This window comes from Streptomyces sp. UNOB3_S3 (assembly GCF_020740895.1).
Classification (GTDB): Bacteria; Actinomycetota; Actinomycetes; order Streptomycetales; family Streptomycetaceae; genus Streptomyces.
Map to the genome: position 1 here is coordinate 1 of NZ_JAILXP010000097.1, position 20,438 is coordinate 20,438.

The 20,438-nt window shown below is 71.3% G+C and carries 12 protein-coding genes and 2 pseudogenes; 2 read left to right on the top strand and 12 right to left on the bottom strand.

Annotation, left to right across the window (positions count from 1 at the left end; genetic code table 11):
• Positions 1-164 precede the first annotated feature (164 nt).
• The 3 genes and pseudogenes from K6I33_RS13355 to K6I33_RS13365 all read right to left on the bottom strand — a co-directional run.
• Positions 165-978, bottom strand: a pseudogene (locus K6I33_RS13355) (IS5 family transposase).
• Positions 979-1,502: 524 nt separating this feature from the next.
• Positions 1,503-2,291: a hypothetical protein gene (locus K6I33_RS13360; RefSeq protein WP_229351310.1), complete on the bottom strand. Its 789-nt coding sequence runs from the start codon at positions 2,289-2,291 to the stop codon at positions 1,503-1,505.
• A gap of 359 nt (positions 2,292-2,650) precedes the next feature.
• Positions 2,651-3,235 (bottom strand): annotated as a pseudogene (locus K6I33_RS13365) (NAD(P)-binding domain-containing protein); the annotation flags it as partial.
• Positions 3,236-4,312: 1,077 nt separating this feature from the next.
• Between K6I33_RS13365 and K6I33_RS13370 the strand changes: the two are divergent.
• Together K6I33_RS13370 and K6I33_RS13375 are read left to right on the top strand one after the other, a co-directional pair.
• Positions 4,313-4,936, top strand: a complete 624-nt coding sequence (locus K6I33_RS13370) for a response regulator transcription factor (protein ID WP_238491559.1) — start codon at positions 4,313-4,315, stop codon at positions 4,934-4,936.
• Positions 4,937-4,955: 19 nt separating this feature from the next.
• Complete coding sequence (locus K6I33_RS13375) at positions 4,956-5,966, top strand: sensor histidine kinase (protein ID WP_229351314.1); 1,011 nt, start codon at positions 4,956-4,958, stop codon at positions 5,964-5,966.
• Positions 5,967-6,206: 240 nt separating this feature from the next.
• On the opposite strand, the gene K6I33_RS13380 is transcribed toward K6I33_RS13375, so the two are convergent.
• The 9 genes from K6I33_RS13380 to K6I33_RS13420 form a co-directional block, all read right to left on the bottom strand.
• Complete coding sequence (locus K6I33_RS13380; RefSeq protein ID WP_229351316.1) at positions 6,207-7,070, bottom strand: hypothetical protein; 864 nt, start codon at positions 7,068-7,070, stop codon at positions 6,207-6,209.
• A gap of 24 nt (positions 7,071-7,094) precedes the next feature.
• Positions 7,095-7,991: a papain-like cysteine protease family protein gene (locus K6I33_RS13385; RefSeq protein ID WP_229351318.1), complete on the bottom strand. Its 897-nt coding sequence runs from the start codon at positions 7,989-7,991 to the stop codon at positions 7,095-7,097.
• Positions 7,992-8,012: 21 nt separating this feature from the next.
• Complete coding sequence (locus K6I33_RS13390; RefSeq protein ID WP_229351320.1) at positions 8,013-9,704, bottom strand: mycolysin; 1,692 nt, start codon at positions 9,702-9,704, stop codon at positions 8,013-8,015.
• A 343-nt stretch (positions 9,705-10,047) separates the two neighbouring features.
• Entirely contained in the window at positions 10,048-11,622 is a 1,575-nt protein-coding gene (locus K6I33_RS13395; protein ID WP_229351322.1) for a hypothetical protein, read from the bottom strand.
• A 118-nt stretch (positions 11,623-11,740) separates the two neighbouring features.
• Positions 11,741-12,910: a glycosyltransferase gene (locus K6I33_RS13400; RefSeq protein ID WP_229351324.1), complete on the bottom strand. Its 1,170-nt coding sequence runs from the start codon at positions 12,908-12,910 to the stop codon at positions 11,741-11,743.
• Positions 12,907-13,728 (bottom strand): alpha/beta fold hydrolase, encoded by an 822-nt coding sequence (locus tag K6I33_RS13405; protein WP_229351326.1) that lies wholly within the window; start codon positions 13,726-13,728, stop codon positions 12,907-12,909. Before K6I33_RS13405 ends, K6I33_RS13400 begins: the two co-directional genes overlap by 4 nt.
• A 3-nt stretch (positions 13,729-13,731) precedes the next feature.
• Positions 13,732-13,989 carry an acyl carrier protein gene (locus tag K6I33_RS13410; protein WP_229351332.1) on the bottom strand — a complete coding sequence of 86 codons (258 nt, stop codon included), beginning with the start codon at positions 13,987-13,989 and terminating at the stop codon, positions 13,732-13,734.
• A 77-nt stretch (positions 13,990-14,066) separates the two neighbouring features.
• Entirely contained in the window at positions 14,067-18,515 is a 4,449-nt protein-coding gene (locus tag K6I33_RS13415; protein WP_229351328.1) for a type I polyketide synthase, read from the bottom strand.
• Positions 18,512-20,438: SDR family NAD(P)-dependent oxidoreductase (locus tag K6I33_RS13420; RefSeq protein ID WP_229351330.1), on the bottom strand; the 1,927-nt coding region annotated here is incomplete at its 5' end. The genes K6I33_RS13415 and K6I33_RS13420, both read right to left, overlap by 4 nt.

The following is a 20,438-nucleotide window of genomic DNA, read 5'->3' on the forward strand; positions in this document are numbered from 1 at the left end:
AGTTTCGCCTGGCTGGGACGGTACCGCCGCTTGTCGAAGGACTACGAGTACCTCGCTGAAAACTCGGAGAGTGCGGTCTACCTCGCCACCATCATGCTGCTGCTTCACCGGGTCGCAGTTCCCACCTGAACGGGACTTCTCGGACACCCTCTACAGTAGAACTGCTATCGGAATGACTTCAGGCGTCGCCAACAGATGAGTGAGCAGGCGAGGCTGAGGAAGGCTTCGTGGATGTCGTCGCGTACTTCCCAGCGGATCCGCAGTCGGCGGAACCAGTGGAGGTGGGCGAGGTGCGCTCGACGACCCACCGGTGGGTGCCGAGGCCGGATCCGTGGGGGACGCCGCGTCGGGCGATGACGGGTTTCACGCCCAGGGCCCAGGCGAGACGTCGGTACTTGTCGTGGTCGTAGCCGCGGTCTCCAAGCACCGTGTCGGGCCGTCGGCGGGGGCGGCCGCGCTTGCCGCGGACCGGTGGGACGGCCTGGAGTAGGGGGATGAACTGGGTGACGTCGTTGCGGTTGCCGCCGGTCAGCGTGGCTGCGAGCGGAATGCCGGTGGCGTCGGTGATCAGGTGGTGCTTGCTGCCGTTCCTGCCCCGGTCAACGGGGCTTCGTCCTGTCTTGGATCCCCTTTTAACGCGCGTATGTGAGAGCCGTCGACCACGGCACGGGAGAAGTCCAGAGCGCCGGCTCCGCGAAGCCGGGCCAGGAGGGTCTCGTGCAGCCGGGGCCAGACGTCGGCCTCGGTCCACTCGGCCAGGCGCCGCCAGCAGGTCATGCCTGATCCGAAGCCCAGTTCCTGCGGGAGGTGTTCCCACGCGATCCCGGTGTGCAGGACGAACAGGATGCCCTGGAACACCAGCCGGTCCGGATGCCGCTTCCGCCCAGGATGACGAACCCGACGCTCCACCCTCGGCAACAGCGGCTCGATCACCGCCCAGAGCTCATCATCCACTTCCCACGGCTTCCGCCGAGCCACCCCGCACCCCCAGATCGACAGTCCCGGGACGATCCAACCACCCCAAAGGTCATTTCGTTAGGGGTTGTTAGAGCCGCGACAGCCTCCTCGACGTGCTGCTGGAAGAGTCCCGCATCGCGGCTTTCCGGGACGTGCTGCCAGACGATGGAGCTGGCGGCCAGGTCCACCCACGGATCGACCGGGGCGGGGGAGGGGCTGCCAGGCCGGGCGCCGCAGACGTAGAAGTTCTGTGCCTGGAGCACGAGTTGGGCTGTCGTGTCGCGCACGGAGTTCCACGTCTCGCCCTGCACCGTCTGCCCCCTGCCTTCCGTTGCCTCAACGGTGCGGCCAGTCTAGGAGAGCGGCGTCCTCTGGTTTTGGCCTGGGCGGCCTGGTGCGCTCGCGGCGACGGTCGCGTTGTCCTTGACGATGACGTTCCTCTGCCCCCGGTTCGTGGCCGGACTGGTGAGAGTGCAGGTTCCTAGCCTGGCGGGATGACGAGGACACCACCGAGCGAAGCCGTCCAGCGGATTTCGGGCGGTCGCCTAGCAGGCCCACCGCCCTTTGAGGCGGAAGTTCAAGGGGTCAGGCGCGGATGGGGTGAGCCAGACGTCGATCGACCCTGAGGTGAGCCCGCGATTGATCTTCACTGTTCCCTTGCCGTCGTTGTGGTTCATCGGCGTGTAGTAGGTGTACTCCGAGGCCCCTGCTGAGGCTGGGGCGCCCGGGCTCTTGTCGGAGGAGACCATGAGGCTGACGGAACCGTCGACGAAACTGGTTGACGTTTCGTCTACGCCGGGGTGTGAGCCAGGTTTCGGGTAGCCGAACCCAGGTTGACCGATGTCCACTGTCCAGGTGGTTCCGTCAAGTTGGAAGCTGACATTCGCGTGCCACGCTCCATCCTGGGTCGGCATCACGCATTGGGTGGACCAGGCAGGCGGTACGTAGTCGTAATGGGCGCCGGTCTTGCGAGGCAGCCTGCGGTAGGTCCGGGTGATGTGACCCTCCAGGCCGCCACTGAACACCAGGTCCAGCTCCGGCCTGGGGGAGGGCGCAGTGGTGGGATGAACCCTGGGGGCAGGCGTGGTGGGACCGGAGGCTGCACGAGTCGAGTGATGCGTGCTGCTGGGCTTCGCAACGCGAGTGGAGGAGCTCTGGGGGACGGCAGAGGTGGCGGTGCTTGCCGTATGGGTGTTCTTCTTCGGTGGTCCGACGATGGCGCCGAGGATTGCTAACGCGATGACGACAAGAGCGGGTCCTCCACAGCCGATCCCGATGAACTTCCACTTCGAGCGGGATGGGAGAGAAGCGGGGAAAAGGCTCTGATCGGGCACGGGCAATGGAGGACTCCCTAATGTTCGAGCACTGGGGAGCGTCAGGGTTCCAGAAAGTTCACGTGTATTTGGCAAGTCTCTTCGGTTCGTACCCGAATGTGTGATCAGAGATCTGCGCGGATGCTGCCAGAAGCAGGCAGGCTCTCCGCTGCTGTGTGCGGTCACCATCTGTGACAGCGTTGTTCCTTGACCGGCTGGCGAGACGCGTCTGTGGTTGTGCTGAGAAGCGATCGCGTTCAGGCGGCCAGTCGGTCGTACAGATGAGGGCGGTGGCTGACCGCCCGGTGCGATGCTGACGAATTGCTGACCCAGCCCCTGCCGTGATGCCGCTGACCTGCGAATTCGCCGGATACCGCGGTGTTGTGCACCATCTTGACGAAGTGGCCGGCGCCGTCGGGGCCGACGTGGACGGCACAGGGGGTGCCGTCCTTGGCCTTGGCGGCGATGTCTTCGAGGAGGGGTCCGAGGGCCTTGTAGGACTCGACCGATCCGCCGGGCATGATGGAGGGCCCGTTGAGGGCGCCTTCTTCGCCGCCGGAGATGCCGGCGCCGACGAAGTGGATGCCGCGCTCGCGGAGGTTCTTCTCGCGGCGGCGGGTGTCGGCGAAGTGGGCGTTGCCGCCGTCGATGATCATGTCGCCTTCTTCGAGGAGGGGTGCGAATTCCTCGATGACGGCGTCGGTGGGGTCGCCGGCCTTGACCATGATGATGAGGCGGCGGGGCTTGACGAGGGCGGCGACGAATTCCTCGGCGGTCTCGGCGGGGACGAAGTTGCCTTCGTGGCCGTGCTCGTCGATGAGGGCCTTGGTCTTGGCGGCGGTGCGGTTGTGGACGGCGACGGTGTGGCCGTGGCGTGCGAAGTTGCGGGCGAGGTTGCTGCCCATGACGGCGAGCCCGGTGACGCCGATCTGTGCGGTTGCCGTGGTGGCGGGGGTGCTGGGCATTGCGGTGGTCCACTCCTGTCGCTGTGCGTCGAAGGCTGGTGCGGGCGTCAACACGGCAGGGCCCGGGGATCTTCCCGGGGCCGGCCGTACGGGTGACCGGGCAGCAGCCCGGGCATGCTCGCACGGGGCGCTCGAGGGTGGCTGGGTACGCGCTGGAGGTGGTCCTGGGCCAGTCACCTCGCTGTGCCCGTTTGTGTGACCTGAACAAATGCGAGGAGAGACGCGTAGTCCGTGCATCGGGGCCTCGGCGCTGGCCGGGCCGCACGGAGTACGGTCTGGCGGTTGCGTGAAGGCGGCGTTCGTGGCGCTCACCAGAACGCGGGCCTACTCGGAGACCTTCAAGGGATCATTCGGGAAAGTACGCCCTCCGCGCCCCTCCCGGAACCGATCCACAAGTCCTGGGCATTGCTCCTCGCTCCGGCGGGGGTTCCGCATGCGGTGGCGGGTCGTGTCCTCGTGCTCGTGGCCGGTTGCCGGGCCCTGCGACGCCCGGACACCGATGAAGAACAGCCCGGAATTCCCCCGGACTACGCCACCGCGATGCGTTTTTGATGGGTAGCCATGTGCTGGCGTTATGTGAGCCTGGGGGGACTGGAAGAGAACGAGAGTTAGTGTGCTCTCTTCCGGTGAAAGGCGTTCGTGTCCGGAACGGCCGGATCTCAACTGAAGATCCACTTGATCGCCTGGGTGAAGGCGTTCACCGAGAAGTCGAACGGAGTCATCCGCGTCCGTCTCCTTTCTTCGTCAGCAGCACATTTTCTCGTAAAGGCGTAAAATTCGGGCTTTTATGGATTAATGGTGTAATCAGTGTGAAAGGCCGTGATGTCCTGGCACTGGAGCCGCTGGGGTGGGGGTGTGGCCGGTCGGGGAAATGGTCGCCCCCGGCCCACCTGCTGCGGGAAATCCGTAGAAGTCCGCAAGATTTCCGCGGGCCAGCCGCAAAAAATTGAATTTTTGACCGTTCGTTGCGGGAATTCCGTCGGTTGACAAGATTGGCCACTACATCGGAAGGTGAATGCATCCATTAGGACGGCAAAGCAGTCATGTTTTCCCCGCGCCCGAAAGGCTGTGCAGAAGATGGGGGGTCCCGTGCGAGTGGTCCTGGCCGAGGATCATCCGACCGTGCGAGCTGGAACCCGGGCGTTCCTGGAGCCTGAGGGCTTCGTCGTGGTCGGGGAGGCCGCCTGCGAACGCGAGGCGTTGGAGATCGTTTCCCGGCAGCGGCCCGATGTGCTGATGCTGGACGTGAGGCTGGAGTCGGGGCTGGCGCTCAAGGCCATTCCCCAACTCCTCGCAGCCGCACCGGGGATGGGAATTCTCGTGCAGAGCTGCTACGAGGACCGCGCCATCATCTGCGGCGCCCTCGCCGCGGGTGCCGCGGGCTATCTGCTGAAGAACAGCCCCGTGTCCGAACTGGTCGTCGCGGCACGGACGGTGGCGTCCGGAGGGCGGTACGTACAGCCCTCGCTCGGCGCCGGGCTGGCCCGCGACCAGGGCCGGGAGACGGACCTGCCCCTGCGGGAGCGGCAGGTCCTGGGCCTGCTCGCCGAGGGGCACACCAACCGTGAGGTGGCCGCGCGGCTGACGGTCAGCGTCCGCACGGTGGAGAGCGTCAGGGCCGCTCTGCGTGCCCGGCTGGGCCTGGTCACCAGGGCCGACCTCGTGGCGTACGCCCGCCAGAACCGCCCGTCCGATGTGTAGCGGAACCGCCCGGCCGGCCATGGCACACCAGCCGCCCGGACCAGGTGCGCTCGGCGGCATCTGCGTCGCGGTGAGCCTGGTCGGCGTCGTGTCCTACACGGTCAACCTTCTCGCCGACGACCGGCTGCCGGCCCGGTCGATCGCGACCCCGAGCGTCGCCCTGGCCACCGGCACCCTCGCGCTGCTGACCTGCGGACTGCGACGGGCCCGCCGGCTGCTGATCTTGATCTGCTGCGGATTCACGGTCCTGAGCGTGGACAGGCTGGCCCACTCCGCACCGACGGACCACGCGGCCATGGCGTTCCTGCTCGCGGCAGCGGTGTACGCCGTCCCGGCCTGGCCCGAGATGAAGGTGGTCCTCAGCCGGGGGCGCGCCAGTGCCATGGTGGAGCGGCAGGAGCACCATGCGGGCCTGCTCGCGGGCGAGTTGCACGACGAAGTCCTCCAGTTGCTGGCACTGACCCGACGACGGCTCGACGCGGCCCGCGCATTGGACGACCTCGGTGCGCTGCGTGCGGCGATGGAGGACGCGTCCCGCACGCTCGACGAACAGGCCGGCACGCTGCGCCGCATCATCGCCACTGTGAGCCCGGTGGCCGTCCAGGGGCTGGGGCTCGCCGAGTCGGTCACCTCCCTCGCCGCTCAGGTCGCCGCCGAGAACGGGCTCGTGGTGGCCGTGGAGGTCCAGGGCGACCGGCCCCATGCGTGTACACGGGAGAACGGCGTGAACCTTGCCGTCTACCGGGTCGCCCAGGAAGCGCTCACCAACGTGGTCAAGCACGCCGACGCCCGGCACATCGCCCTTGCCCTCACCTGTCGCGACGAGGGCATCAGCCTCACTGTCACCGACGACGGGCGCGGCCTCGGACCGAACCCGCCGAGAGCCACCGAGGGGTACGGCATGCAGGGCATGCGCTGGCGCTGCGAAGCGTACGGCGGCACGTTCAGCGCCAGGACCGCCGTCACCGGCGGCACGGTCGTCCGGGCCGTGTTCCCCCTGCGTAGCTGCCGGAAAACCCGGGCGTCGTAGCCGGCCGGTCACGCCGGCGCCGGCCTGCCCCTGGCCCGCACAGGCCGGCCAGGGGCAGGGGGACAACGCGAGATGGTGCCGAGCAGGCGGGGAACAAGGCCCTGGACCACTTCGACACCATCCCGGGGATCGGGCGGCTCGCCACCGAGATCGTCATGGCCGACACCGGCGGGGCACGGTCCGATTACCCACGGCCCGGCGCCCGGCGCCGTGGGCCGGGCGCCCGGACAGCGGGCGGGGTCAGGCCGAGCGGCGTCGGCGGCGCAGGTGAAGGACCGCCGCGCCCGACGCTGCCAGGGCTGCCGCGCCGGAGGCGGCCGGGAGCCAGGAGCGGGAAGGGGCGGTGGCGGCCTGGTCCTCGGCGAGGGCGTAACCGCCCGCGAGACCCTTGCGGTCGTAGGCCGAGCCGGGGAGCTTGTCGCCGTAGCGCTTGGCGACGAGTTGCTGGTACGCCGCGAGGGGGACGCGGGGCTTGCCTTGCAGGGCTGTCCGGGCTTCCTTGTTGAGCGGCTCGACGGAGCCGCTGCCGGTCAGCCGGTACCAGCCGTGGATCTGCGGCTCCATGAAGGTCCGCTCCTGGTCCGTGCCACGTTCGGCGGCGCTGATGTCCGCGTCGCCGTCTCGGATGCCGGCCAGTTGCCAGGTACGGCCGTCCTGGCCGCCTTGCTCCGGGGCGAGCAGGACGGCGGCCTGACGGCCGTTGGCGGCCGAGACGCGGGAGGCGAGGTAGGACAGCCGCAGGGCCGCTCCGGCGGTGGCCTTGGCCTTGCCGGCGACGAACTCGGGAGAGAGCTCGTAGAAGGGGACCGGCTTCTTGAGGTCGAAGCCGGGTGCGGCGGCGGGCGCCTGCGCGGAGCCGCGCGGGGCGCCGGCCAGGCCGCCGTCCGCGCCGCCGTCCGGGGTGCCGCGCTCGGCGGCGGCTGTCAGGAAGCGGGCGACGGTGTCGTGGAGCCGGCCGGAGCGCAGCACCTCCTGGGCGGCGGTGATGTCGGTCGCCGCGGGGGTCGCGGGTCCGTCGGCGGCCTGTGCGGGAACGATTCCGCAGAGGACGGCGACGGCAGTGGCCGCACCCAGGGTGGCGGCGCGTCTGGTTGCGTGGTGCATGGTGGGGCGTCTCCTCTGGTGGTTCTAGCCGTGTATGCCGGTGCGCGTGTGGGTCCACCGGAAGGAGTTGTTCGCGGAGTAGGTGGAGTGGTTCCACCAGGTGTAGGTCTTCGTGGTGGGCCAGGGGTCGCCGACCGCGATCATGTTGCTGGTGCTGTCGTAGCCGTAGATGACGTTCATGTGGCCGCCGCCGGAGTTCCAGCCGATACGTACGGCGAACGGGCGCCCGTTGGCGATCTCGGTCCGGGTCTCGCCGAAGGAGGCGTTGCGGTAGAGGTCGCTGCCACTGCTGCGGAAGCCCATGTTGCGGAGGGCGTTGGCCATGTCGCCGAGGGTGGCGGGGCGGTTGTTGCAGTCCAGCCGGTTGTTCTGGGCGGCAAGGCGGCAGAAGTCGTACTGGTTGTAGCGGGTGTATCCCCAGTAGTTGGCTATGGTCAGGCCGGTGGCGTCCCAGCACCACTGGTCCTTGACCTGCTTCTGCATGCTGATGTCGAGGGCCTTCCGGCCGGTGGTGGGCCGGTCGGTGGGCTCGGTGGAGTTACAGACCGGCAGCTTCCCGGTGTTCTCCTGGATGAACGCGTCGGCGATGTAGTACTTGCCGGAGTAGATCCAGCGGGAGTTGTTCTCGACGACGTCGCCGGTGGTACGGCAGGACATCGTGATGCGGTCACCGACCCGCGATTTTCCGATGATGCCGGCCGAAAGGGACGGCTGGGAGCGCTGGTTGACCGTGCTGAAATTGCCTCGCCCGCCGGTGACCGTGCCGGTGGCGGCGGCCTGGGCCTGGGGGGAGATGCTCAGCAGGAGCCCGCCGGCGAGGGCGGCGGCGCCCGTCGTGGCCAGAAGTTTCTTTTTGCGCCTCGACGCAGGGGCGGCGTGTGTGTGCGTCGATATGCGGGTTGATCTGCGGAATCTGTGCATGGGGGTTTCTTCTCTTGCGGATCAGTACTGGATGGTGTGGTTGTAGAGGATGGTGCGGGCCTTCGAGCCGGTGTCCAGGCCGTACGCGGGCCGGTCGGTGAGGAAGTACTCACGGAAGGTGGACTGGCGCTCGCGGGACATCATGGTGTTGCTCTTCGTCCAGCCGCCGTCGACCTGGGACCACAGATCGACCAGCGCGGTGGCGACCCGGGCCTCGCAGGCGTCGCCCCAGTCGATGCCGCGTGTGGTGCGGTCGTTGGCGAGGTTTGTGGAGCTGCCGTTGCCCCACGTCATGACGGTGTCCTTGAAGGCGCGGAACGCCACGGCGTCGGCATAGCCCTCGGTCCAGCCGCAGGTGGTGGAGGAGGTGCGGTTGACGTAGTGGGGCGAGCAGTTGGTGACGTTCGGCCACCATCCGTTGTAGAGCTTGCCCATGAGGGAGTGCCCGGCCTCGTGGACAGTGGTGTGGCCGGAGTCGGGGTCGCTGTCCGCGAGGTGGACCTTGTCGTCGCGGTTCGTCCAGTACGTGCCGTCCTGGGAGCCCGGGTACCACTGGACGGTGATCGGGGTGCAGCGGCCGTCCCGCTGGTTGCTCGTCCAGCAGGTGCTGGTGGAGCCCCGGTCCCACCAGAGCTTGTTGAGGGTGTCGAAGGCGTGCCAGGCACGGCTCTGGCCGCTGTTGGCGTAGACGGTGCCCAGGCTCTTGTTGCCCGAGACGTTGCTCAGGGCGTTCGAGGTGGTCGAGTAGCGGCGGTTGTATCCGTCGACGACCGACCACATGCTGCCGGCCTGGGTCTGGAACTCCGCCCAGACCTGGGAGGTGACGGATGTGCTCGGCGTGTAGCAGAGCTTGAACGCGCCGTCTCCGTTGCCGGTCAGCCCCGTGGCGAGCTTCTGCGTACCGCCGCCTGCGGTCGCCCTGCCCCAGAGGGTGACGTTGGCGTTGCTGACCGGCAGGTCCCGGTCGGCCTTGCGGTTCCAGCTGCCGCCCTCGGAGGACTGGAAGCGGTTGCGCAGCGTGCCGCTGACGCAGACCGGGGCGTAGGGCCTGCCGGGGGCGGCGGCCTGTGGGGGAGCGCTCGGCGCGGCCGGGGCGGCGGCGCCCGGGCGTGCCGGGCGGTCGTTCGCCGTGGGCCCGCCGGCCGTGGGCCCGTCGGCCGGGGTCGCTTCGGCCTCGGTGACGGACATGCCCTTGGCGGTGGAGCCCTTGGCCTTGCCGATGGTCAGTTCCACCGAGGCGTGACCGGCGCGGCGCGGGTCGGGGCGGTCGATGTCGCTGATGTCCGCCTGGATCTGGGCGGGGCCCGCGGCGACGGCCTTGACCTCGAGCTTGATGGTGCGGGTGCCTGGACTGAGGGCCAGCGTCCGGCTGGTGCGCTGGCCGAAGGCGTCGTTCGTGGGCGCGGCGAGGGCCGGGTCCCGGTCGGCGATCCGGAGGGCGGGCGGCAGCTGGAGGGAGAGGCCGGCGCGCTTGACGTCGGTCTGCGCCGTGACGGCCACGGTGAGGGTGGTCCGCTCGCCGATGGCGGGGAGGCGGCCGAGGGAGGCGGTGACACCGAGACAGCTCGGCGGCGCTTCGGAGTTCTTGTCCGCGGGGCGGACCGTGCAGCTGTCCGCCGAGGTGGGGGTGACCGCGTAGGCGGACGGTACGGCGACGGTGGCGATACAGGCGCCTATGCCGCCCGCCGCGACCAGCGCAGCGGGTCTCGGCAACCGTATTCGGAACATGGGCATGCCTTTCTGCGGCGTGCACGACGGGGCCGGTGCACGCCGATTCGAACCGTGGAGGGTGGGCGGTGTCGCGATCGTCAATAACCGGTAAACAGCGGTTTCTTGAGCGACAACTCGCCGAGACTTTACGTCATATGGATTGCGTATGTCGCATTCGGCCTGCAACTACACGCCATAAAAGACGAATAGATGTGGTGTCACCTGCGGAGTTGCGGTAAACCCGCAATTAATGAAGGGCATTGGGGCGCGCCCAACCGGAACGCGTCGGCCCGACGGTGGCCCGTCAGGAGTGAAGAGCCGTTCAGTCGGGCCGAGCGTCGGTGTATCAGTGGCGCCGGGACCCGCCGCCGGACCGGTCCTTGTCAGCCGGTGGCGTGTCGTCCTGCGGAGTGCGCGGCTGGGGGATCCGTATGGCTCCCTTGCCGTGCGCGAGTTGCACCTCGCGCTGCACCTTGGGCATCGGCAGGCGCACCGCGAGCGCCTGTACGCCGCCGATCTTCAGGTACGGCATGACCCATCCCTCCAGGTCGACTCCCGCGAACAGCTTCCAGTCGGCGTCGGCCGCGGCCTTGCCCTCGGTCGACCCGCCGGCCCTGCCCTTGACCTCGGTGCGCACGTACGGCGCGGCCACGTCGCCCTTCACACCCACGCTGCCGTAGAGGCCGAGGTTCGCCTCGGTGCCGAACCGGACCTTCGCGTTGATCGCGGCCGAGGCGCTCGCCTTCAGCGTCGCGGGGGTGAAGTTCGCCTTGGCCTCCGGCTGCCAGCCCTCGCGCAGGCCGAACGCGGAGCCGAGGGTGAAGTCGCCCTTCACCGGCTCCTGTTGGATGTCCAGGCTCGCCTTGCCGTCGGCGTCGATCAGGACGTAGCAGGTGAGGTCGATGTTGACGGTGACCGGAAGTTCACCGACGTAGAAGGTCGGGTTGGCGTGCAGGACGACGAACGGTACCCGCACCGGCTTGCCGTTCATCGTGGGAGCCGTCCGCCCCTTGAAGTGGAAGGCCGAGGACCAGTCACCGCTCAGCCGCAGGCCGGTCCCCGACGGGCCGTCGCCGGAACCGCGGCCATAGTAAGTGAAGTCGACCTCGGGCGCGAGCTGGACGAAGCCCTTGAACGATGCCTTGGTGGGGCTTTCCACCCCGTCCCCCTTCGCGTTCTTCTCCGTGTCGAGAGAGGTGTCGACATCCACGCGCAGGCTGCCGAAGGGCAGCTTGAGGCCCTCGGGTCCGGCGTGGACGTTGCCGCGCTTGGCCCAGGAGACCTTCACCCCCGGGACGAGCGAATCGGCTGTGAAGCCGGACGGGTCGACGGGCAGCTTGTTCTTGACCTTGGTGTCGCCCAGGACCGTGGAGAGATCGACCGGGACGGTACGGACCTCGGTGCCCTTCGAGGTCTTCTTCCCCACCTCCGTGACCTTGGCCAGGAGGCCCTGGGGCGCGCCGGGCACGGGCTTGCTGGCGACGATGTCGCCCACGGCGACGGGCTTCTTCGCCGCAGGCGCCGCAGGTGCCGCAGGTGCCGCAGGGGTCGTAGGCGTAGCAGGTGTCGCAGGCGTCGCCGACTGCTCCGGCGTACCGGACGCGCTCGGGGTGGCCTGCGCGAGGGTCTGGGAGATGACGGCGCGTCCGCTCTTCGGGTCGATCGAGTCGACCTTCACCGCCGACTTCCGCGCCTTGACGCCGCCGCCCGCCGGAATGGCCACCGCGCTGGGTTCGGCTCCCCCGGGGGATGTTTTCCCGAGGATGAAGTCGTTGGGCGGAGCGCTGATTCCCGTGGTGTTCGCCGTTTCGTCCGAGGCGTCGGTGGAGCCGCTCCCGAATGGTGAGCAGCCGGCCAGGGCGAGTGAGAGGGAGGTGAGCAGCACTGGTGCCAGTGCCGCTCTTCTGTGGAGGTTGCGCATAGGGGATCCTCGTGGATGGTTGTGAGGGGTCTGTTTCCCTGCAAAAGGGATGGCGGGAACATGCCATATCAGGGCATGGGTGGCACCTCTCGTTCGGCAGGTCCTGCGGGCCTGCGGGTCACTTCGCCCCCGCCGCCAGGGCTTCGAGGTGCACGGCCGCGGCCGTGGCGCCCCCCGCGGCGCGGAACGACGCGCGCACCCGCCCGGCCGCCTCGCGGAAGCCGGGCTCACGGAGAACGGTGTCCAGCGCCGCGCCCAGCACGTCGGCGGTCGCCCGGTTGAACCGGACCCGTATGCCCGCCCCGGCGTTCGTCACCTGGGCGGCGACGGCGGGCTGGTCGTCGCGGATGGGCGCGACCACCAGGGGGAGGCCGTTCCACAGCGCCTCGCACACGGTGTTGTGCCCGCCGTGGCAGATCACCGCGTCACAGCGGTTCAGCAGGGCCAGTTGGGGAACGCGCGGCCGGACCAGCACCCGGTCGGCGAACTCCGGCACTGTGCCCGTGGGGTCGACGATCACCGCCTGCGCCCGGTCCGGCCGTCCGCGCACAGCCTCGGCGCACGTGGCGAGGAAGCGGTGCGCCACCTCGGCGTTGGCCGTGCCGAGGGTGATCAGTACGGTGGGCGTCCGGGGGTCGAGCCGGTGCCAGGGGAAGTCGTCCGCGGCCGGCCGGGCGGCGAGCGACGGGCCGACGAACCGGACCTGTCCGCCGGCGGCCGGGACCGGCCCGGTCAGGGCCTCGGTGCTGAAGGCCAGCACCAGCCGGTCGGACAGCCGAGGGTCCGCGGAGCCCGAAGGGTCACCGATCCGCCGCCGCAACTCCCCGATCAGCCCGGCGATCCAGGAGTCGACCTTCGGCAGCCCGGACAGCGAGGTGAAGCCCGCCGTGGTGGTCGCCGAGGTGGCCCACACCAGCCCCAGCCGCTCGGCCACGAGGCCGCCGGCGACGGCCTGCTGGTCGGCCACCAGGACGTCCGGCCGGAACTCTTCGACGGCTGCGCGGACGCCGGGCGCCATGTGCTCGGCGAGCGGTCCGAGGAACCGCTCCCACAGGAACTTCAGCGCCGCCGGGCCGCGGAGCGAGGGCGGTCGCAGCAGGGCGGCGTCGGACAGGTCCGGGGAGGCGCACCGGAACACGGTGGTGCCGTCGCCCACCAGTGGTCCCACGACCTCCGGCAGACCGGCCCAGGCCACCTGGTGCCCGCGCCGGGCCAGTTCGGCGGCGACGCCGACCGTGGGGTTGACGTGCCCGGCCAGGGGTGGCACCACGAAGAGGAAGCGGCTCACCGGATCACGTCCCCGGCCGCCGGTACGGGCGTGTGCGCGCGGATCCACTCCAGGATCAGGTCGCCGGCCGTCTCCGTGGCGCCGACCAGGACCCAGTGCTCCTGGTCCGGCAGCACCACGGTGCGGCAGTGCGGCAGCAGTGACCCCAACCAGCCCGCCTGTGCGGCGAGTTCGGACTCGGCCCCGTAGAGGGCCAGCACCGGGCAGCCCACCGCGCGGACGGCGTCCTCGTCGAGGACCCGGCTGGCGGGGACGTCCCGCACCGTGGTGGTGGAGTGCAGCAGCCGGGCGGCCGACCGGACGCGTTTGGTCACGTGCTTGCCGTGCTTCTCGGTGAGTTCCTCGAAGAGGCCGTCGCGGGCGAGCTCCTCCGCCCCGCGCGCGAGGTTGGCCGCCATCTTGCGGGACCAGGCGACGGTGGCCGGCTCCGACTCGATCATCGAGACGCTGGCCACCCGGCCGGGGTGCCGCGCCGCGTGGCCGAACGCGATGGTGCCGCCGTAGGAGTTGCCCACCAGGTGCACGGGACCCGCCGGGGCCAGCTGGCCGAGGAGGGCCTCCAGGTCGTCGAGGTGGTCCTCCAGCCGGTAGCCGGCCGATGGCCGCTCGCTGAGGCCCTGCCCCCGCAGGTCGTACATGATCACGTCGAGTCCGGCGGCGGCGAACCGGGGCGCCAGGGTGAAGTAGTAGCTGATGAGGCTGTCGATGAGCATCCCGTGGACGAGCACCACGGTGGGCGGCGGGGCCGCGCCGGTCGTGGTCCGCGCGGGTATTCGTTCCACGTGCACCGTAATGCCGTTGGCGTCGATCATGGCCATGGGTCACCGCTCCCCGGGGGCCCGCAGGCAGCCGGTGATGTGCTCGACGAGCTGCCCCACCGTCAGGGCGATGATCTCCTCCAGCCCGAGCCCGGCCAGGTACTCGGCGAAGTTCACCGCCTCCCCGTACCGCGCCTGGAGGTGGCCGCCCAGGGTGACCAGGTCGATGCTCTCCAGATCCAGGTCGTCGTGGAACCGGGTGTCCATGGTGATCCCGGCGTCCACCACGTCCCCGTACTCGCCGAGGACGGCGTGGAGCATGCCGCCTACCTCCTCGAACACAGCCTTCTCGGACACGGCCTCGGGGGTCGCGGCGGCCGGCGCCGCCTGACTGCTGTTCACTGCTGGCTCTCCTGTCGTTCGTCGTCCGGCCGGGTGTCCCCGGGAGCCGGACCCGTGGTCCACGCGACCACGTACTCCCTCTCCGGCAGGCCCCGCGGGTTGGTGACGGTGCGGCAGCGCACCGGGTACCGGCGGCCGCCCACGGCCACCACCAGGACGTCCGCCCGGGCCTCGGTGACGGCGAAGTCCTTCGGTCGTCCCCGCAGCCCGGTGCCCTCGGCCTTGGCCACTGCCTCCTTCGCCGCCCAGAACCGGGTGAACCACAGCGGCTGCGGTTCACCGGTCCGGAAGCACAGCGCGACGAGGAGCTCGCGCTCGGCCGTGCCGAGGGCAGTGGCCAAGGTCCCCGGGGGCCGGTGGGTGACTTCCTCGATGTCGATGCCGAGCGGCGCCGGGCGCCCGTCCGTGCCGCGCGGCCGGGCCAGGGCGACCGCGGCCTCGGCCCGGTGAGCCAGCGAGACGTCGAGGGCGGGCAGGACCCGGCCGTGCGCACCGGTCACCCGCGGCCGGCCCGTCGCGTCGTTGTCCACCCGGATCTCGGCGGGGAAGACCGGTCCCTCGCCGTGCCGCCACAGCCACCGGCGGACCGCGTCCTTGGCCGCGATGCGGCCGAGCAGCCACTGGCGGCGACCGGAGGGCGGGCGCCGCTCATGGTCCTCGCGCTCGGCGGCGCCGAGGTGCCGTCGCATGACGAGGTCGCGGGACGCGAGGTCGTGGCAGCCGTCGAACAGGAGCACCCAGCCACCCGGTTGGGCCACGGAGAGGGTGTGCTGCCCGGGGAAACGTTCTTGTGCCTTGGTGTCCGTGCGGCTGTCGAACCGGTGGTCCTGCCAGCCGCCGATCTCCGCCCAGACGTGACCCTCCACGAGCAACTGCACGTCCGCCTCCACCGCGGCGTCGGTGACCGAGACGATCCTGATGAGGCACTGGACCCGGGTGCCGGGCGAAGGCTGCGGGCCGAAGAACCGGATGTGCCGCACGCGGACGGGGAACACCAGGGTCCGCTCGGTCAGTGTGGTGAGGATCCAGTAGCCGAGCAGCTGCCCCACGTTGTCGAGCAGGGCGCCCGGCGCGGACGGGGCGGTGAGCACGCCGCGCACATGCGCGTCGCCCATCGCCGTCAGCTCGGTGACGCCCTGGAACGCCGGGCCGTGGAACATCCAGCGGTCCCGGTACAGTCGCCCGGCCGTGATCCCGGGGGCCCGTTCCTCCTCGGGCGCCCACCGCCAGGGCCGGGGCGCATCGCCGGGGTAGCGGTCGGCGAGTTCCACCTCACCGTGCGCGTACGCGCCGAACGTCACACCGGCCCGGCCGGTCCCGCACGCCTCGACGGTCACGGGTACGTCGACGGCGGGGGCCGCGGCCACCCAGCGGTTCAGCCGCACGTCGCGCACCGCCACCGCGGTCGTCCCGGGCCGGGCCCGTTCGGCATGCTCCATCATGTGGTGCACCACGGTCGTGGCAGGGACGACCGGCCACCGGTCGGCCTCGTCCGGCCAGCCGGGGCGCTGTGCGAAGAAGCAGTGGTCGCGCAGATACGGCATGGCGTCCGTGGACACCCGCAGTACGGTGCGGACCGTGGACGCCGCCGCGGCTCGGGACACCGCGACGGCCACCTCGGCGGTGTCCTTCAGCAGGGCCCGGAGCTCGGCGTCCAGCGGGGAGCCGGCCGGGACGGGCGGCACCGCGCCGGAGTCCGTCCCCTGCCGGACGGCGAGTGCCGAGCGCACCGCGGCCACCGTCTCCCGGTCCAGGGACACCAGCTTCCCGCCAAGGTCCAGCCGCGAGGGCGGCATCCGGCGGGCGTGGCCGCCACCGTCCGCCGGGACCCCGGTGGACGGGCCGCCGACTGTCCACAGCGCCGTGGCGACCCGGAGCAGCTGCGCCGTCCCGTTCCGGTGCGGGGAGTCGGCCGGCACCACCAGGTGGGGGAGGCCGCGCAGGGTGTTCTCGACGAGCGAGCCCACCTGACCCGTACCGGCCTGGACGAAGACCCGGAAGCCGGCCGCGTACATGGCCTCGATCAGCGGGCGGAAGCGGACGGGCTCCAGCAGGTGGCGTACGAAGAGGTCCCGTATCCCGTCCTCGGTGCCGGGGTACTCCGCTGCGGTGGTCGCCGACCAGACGGGCACGCTCGGCCGGCGCAGCTCGAACAGGCCCGCGTAGTGCCGGATCTCGTCGAGGTAGGGGGCCAGCATCGGGGTGTGGAAGCCCGAGCGGAACGGCAGGACCTGCCCGATGACGCCGCGCTTGCGGAAGTGCCTCACCAGGTCCTTCACCTGGCCGGGCGGACCGCAGACCATCGACTGCTCCGGGGCGTTGTCGTGCGACAGCACCACATCGGGACGGCCGGCGAGCACTGCGGTGACCTGCTCGGCCGGTGCGCCCAGTGCGGCGAAGGACAGCCCGGCCACCCGCACCTGGTCCGGGTCGAAGGAGCGGGTGAACTCGTCGACCGCGTCCCCGGCGTACAGCCCGGCGGTGGCCATGGCCGTCCACTCGCCGATGCTGTGGCCCGCCACGGCGTCGGGCACGATGCCCATCCGGCGCAGTGCGGCGTCCAGCACCCGCCCCACGGCGATGACTCCGGCCCCGTGCCGTCCGACGTCCGCCACATCGGCCCCGGACCCGCCGAACCCCGCGGGCAGCAGTGCCGACAGGCCGAACCGTTCGACGACGTCGCCGATCCGGGGCCGGAACTCGGCCTCCAGGCCGGGGAAGACGAAGGCCAGCCTCCCGCCCGTGGAGCCGCCGAGCAGCGGCTCGGGGGCGAACCAGACGTCGCCGCGACCCCGCCACGGGCTGCCCTTGGCGACCGCTTTCCGGGCCAGGGCGAGGCGCCGGGCGTCCGGGGCGACGATGCCCAGCCGGACGCGTCCGTCGTGCGCGGACCGCCGTGCGCGGACGGCGGCGTCCTCGGCGTCCAGCAGCGCGGCGAGCTCCTCCGGGGTGCCTGCGGCCAGCCGCAGCACCTGTTCCGGTTCACGGACCTCCACCGCCGGACGGTCCGGACGGCATTCCGGACCGGGGACTGCTTCGAGCACCACATGGGCGTTGATGCCGCCGAAGCCGAAGGCGTTGACGCCCGCCCGCCGGGTCCGCCCGTCGCCGGCCTCCCACTCCCGCGCCGCGGCGATCGTCCTGAAGCGGGTACGCCCCAGGGCCGGGTGCGGCTCCTCGCAGTGGAGGGTCGGCGGCAGGACGCCGTGGTGCACCGCGAGCGCGGCCTTGACGAGACCGGCCACTCCGGCGGCCGGCATGGTGTGCCCGATCATCGACTTCACCGACCCGATCACCGGCCGGTCCCTGTCATCGGGCGGGCCGAACACCTCGGCAAGGGTGGCCAGTTCGGCCGCGTCGCCCGAGGGGGTGGCGGTGCCGTGCGCCTCCAGGAGCCCGACCGACCCCGCTGCGGCGGGATCCAGCCCCGCCTCGCGCCAGGCCGCCCGTACCGCCTTCACCTGGCCCGAGGGATCGGGGTTGACGAGGCTGCCGCTGCGGCCGTCGCTGGCCACGCCGGTGCCGCGGACGACGGCGTAGACGCGGTCGCCGTCGCGCAGCGCGTCGGAGAGGCGCTTGAGCGCCACCACGCCGGTGCCCTCGCCGATCAGCAGACCGTCCGCGTCCCGGTGGAAGGGGCGGATCCGCTGGCTCGGCGACATCGCGCGCAGCCGGGAGAACAGGGACCACAGCGTGATGTCGTGACAGTGGTGAACCCCGCCCGTCAGTACCAGATCGCAGCGGCCCGCGGCCAGTTCGCCGACCGCCTGGTCGACCGCGACCAGCGAGGACGCGCAGGCGGCGTCCACCGTGTACGCCGGGCCGCGCAGGTCGAGCCGGTTGGCCACCCGGGAGGCGGTCAGGTTGGGCACCAGGTTGATCGCCTGCTCGGGCTCGTCCGGTCCCAGCTGCCGCGTGTACGCCCGCCGGACCCGCTCCAGCAGTCCGGCGTCCAGCTCGGGCAGCAGCTCCGAGAGAGTGCGCACCAACTGGTTGGACGTCTGGACGGACTGGGTGCCCCGCGCCATCCCGGGGGACAGATAGCCGCCCCGGCCCAGGATCACCCCGATCTGGTCCCGGTCCGGCAGCCGTTCCTCGCCGCCGGCGTCGGCGATCGCCTCGGCGGCGACGTGCAGCGCGATGAGCTGTTCCGGTTCGGTGCCGGGCACCGAGTTGGGCATGATCCCGAACCGGGTCGCCGCCACCTCCGCCAGCTCGTCGACGAATCCGCCGCGGCGGCAGTACACCCGGTCCGAGCGGCTGCCGGCGGCCGCCGGGTCGTAGAAGGAGGGGTCCCAGCGCCCGGACGGGACCTCGGTGATCGCGTCGGTCCCGGACGTCAGATTGCGCCAGTACGTCGCGAGGTCCGGGGCGCCGGGGAAGAGGACGGCCATGCCGACGATGGCGACGGCGGGCCGGCCGGACGGTGTGCGATGCGTGCTCATGCCCACCGGTCCGTCGCGGTGTAGACCACGGCGTCGGTGGATTCCTCGCCCCAGGCGAGCTCGCGCAGCAGGCACAGGGCCCCCTCCTCGGGGTCGATGAGTCCCACGCCGCGCCGCGCGTACTCCCGGGCGAGCTCGGGGGTCACCATGCCTCCGTGCTCCCCGTCCGGCGCCCAGGGCCCCCAGTGCACCGTCAGCGCGCGGGACGCGGACTTCTGCGCCCACCGGCTGCCGAGGGACTGCAGGGCGTCGTTGGCGGCCGCGTAGTCGGCCTGGCCGCGGTTGCCGAGAACGGCCGCGACGCTGCCGAAGAACACGACGAACCGGGGAGTCCGCGGCAGTTCGTCCAGCGCCGCCAGCAGGGTGCGCGCGCCGTCGACCTTGGTGCCGTAGACCCGGCGGAAGGACTCGGGGTCCTTCTCGGCCAGGACCCGGTCCTCGATGATCCCGGCCGCGTACACCACGCCGTCCAGCCGGCCGTGTTCGGCGTGGACGTCGGCCACCAGGCGTCGCACCGCCTCGGGGTCCCGGACGTCCACCGTGTGGTAGCGCACCGGACTGCCCAGATCCCGCAGGGTGTCGAGGGTGCGGCGGACCTCCCGGCGGGCGAGGATCTCCGAGACGGCCCGCTCGATGCCGGCCGGGGAGCGTTCCCCCTTTTCCGACAGGACGCCGTCGGCCAGGACGGTCCGCAGCGCGGCCCGGTCCGGCGCCTGCCGGGTGGCCGGGTCCTCGAGGCCCTCGGGCTCGTCCGGCAGGGTGGTCCGGCCGGCCAGTTCGATCCGGCAGCGGGAGGCCGTCGCCAGCGTCGCGGCGGCCCGGGCGGAGATGCCCCGGGCCCCGCCGATCCACAGCACCACCGAGTCCCGGTCCAGGCCGATGGCGGCCGCCTCGGCCGTACCGTCCCCGGCCGGGCCCGCGCCGCGGTCGCCCAGCGCGCCGAGGCCGGCGGCCGCGGTCTCGAGGCCGGACCGGACGCCGTCCGGCGACCGCAGCACCACCGGGGCCGGCTCCTCGGCCGTCAACTCGTCCACCAGCGCGGCCGCCATTTCGGCGGCCGTCAGCCGCGGGGCCAGCTCGACGAACCGGGCGAGGGTGTCCGGGTACTCCCGCGCGATGGTCCGGAACATGCCGCGCAGCCCGTCCGCCCGTCCGCCGGTCCCGGCGGGGACGTCCGCGTCGGCGGCGGGCGCCGCCGTGAGCAGCCAGTGCGGCCCGCGCCGCAGCGCGGCCTGGAACACCGGGAAGGCCCCGGGCAGGAGCGGCCCGTCGCCGTCCCGCGACAGCGCCTCCAGGTGGAACACCCCGTCCAGCGGGCCGTCCTCGTCCGTGAGCATGTGCTCCGACGGCAGGACGACCGTCTCCGCACCGCGGGCGGCCAGCAGGGCGGCCAGCGCGTCCGGCACCGGTCCGGCACCGCCCAGCAGGGCGAACCGTGTCCCCTCCAGAATCGCGAAGTTCCCGTCGGGGGAGGGGAGGCGGACGCTGCGCAGCACCAGCCTGCCGGGCGCCGCGCCGGTGACGGCCGGCCCGGGGCCCTCCACGGGGACGGGGGCCTGCGGCGCGGGGGCCGTTCCCCCGCCGGGCAGCCGCTCCTCCAACAGCTCGGCGATGCCGGACGCTGTACGGGCCTTCGAGACCGCTTCCAGCTCCGCGTCGTCGAGCCGGGGCAGGGAGGTCCGGTCGGCGCCGAAGCCCAGCCGTGCGGCCAGCTCGCCGACGATCTCGACCCGCTTGATCGAGTCGATGCTCAGGTCGGCCTCCAGGTCGAGACCGGGCTCGATCATGTCGAGGGGATAGCCGGTGCGTTCGCTGATGATGTCCAGGACGACCGCCAGCACGTGCACGTCCGCCGGTACTGCGGGCGCCGCCGCCGGGGACATCACGGGAGCGGGGGCGCCCGCAGTACCGGCGGACGTGCAC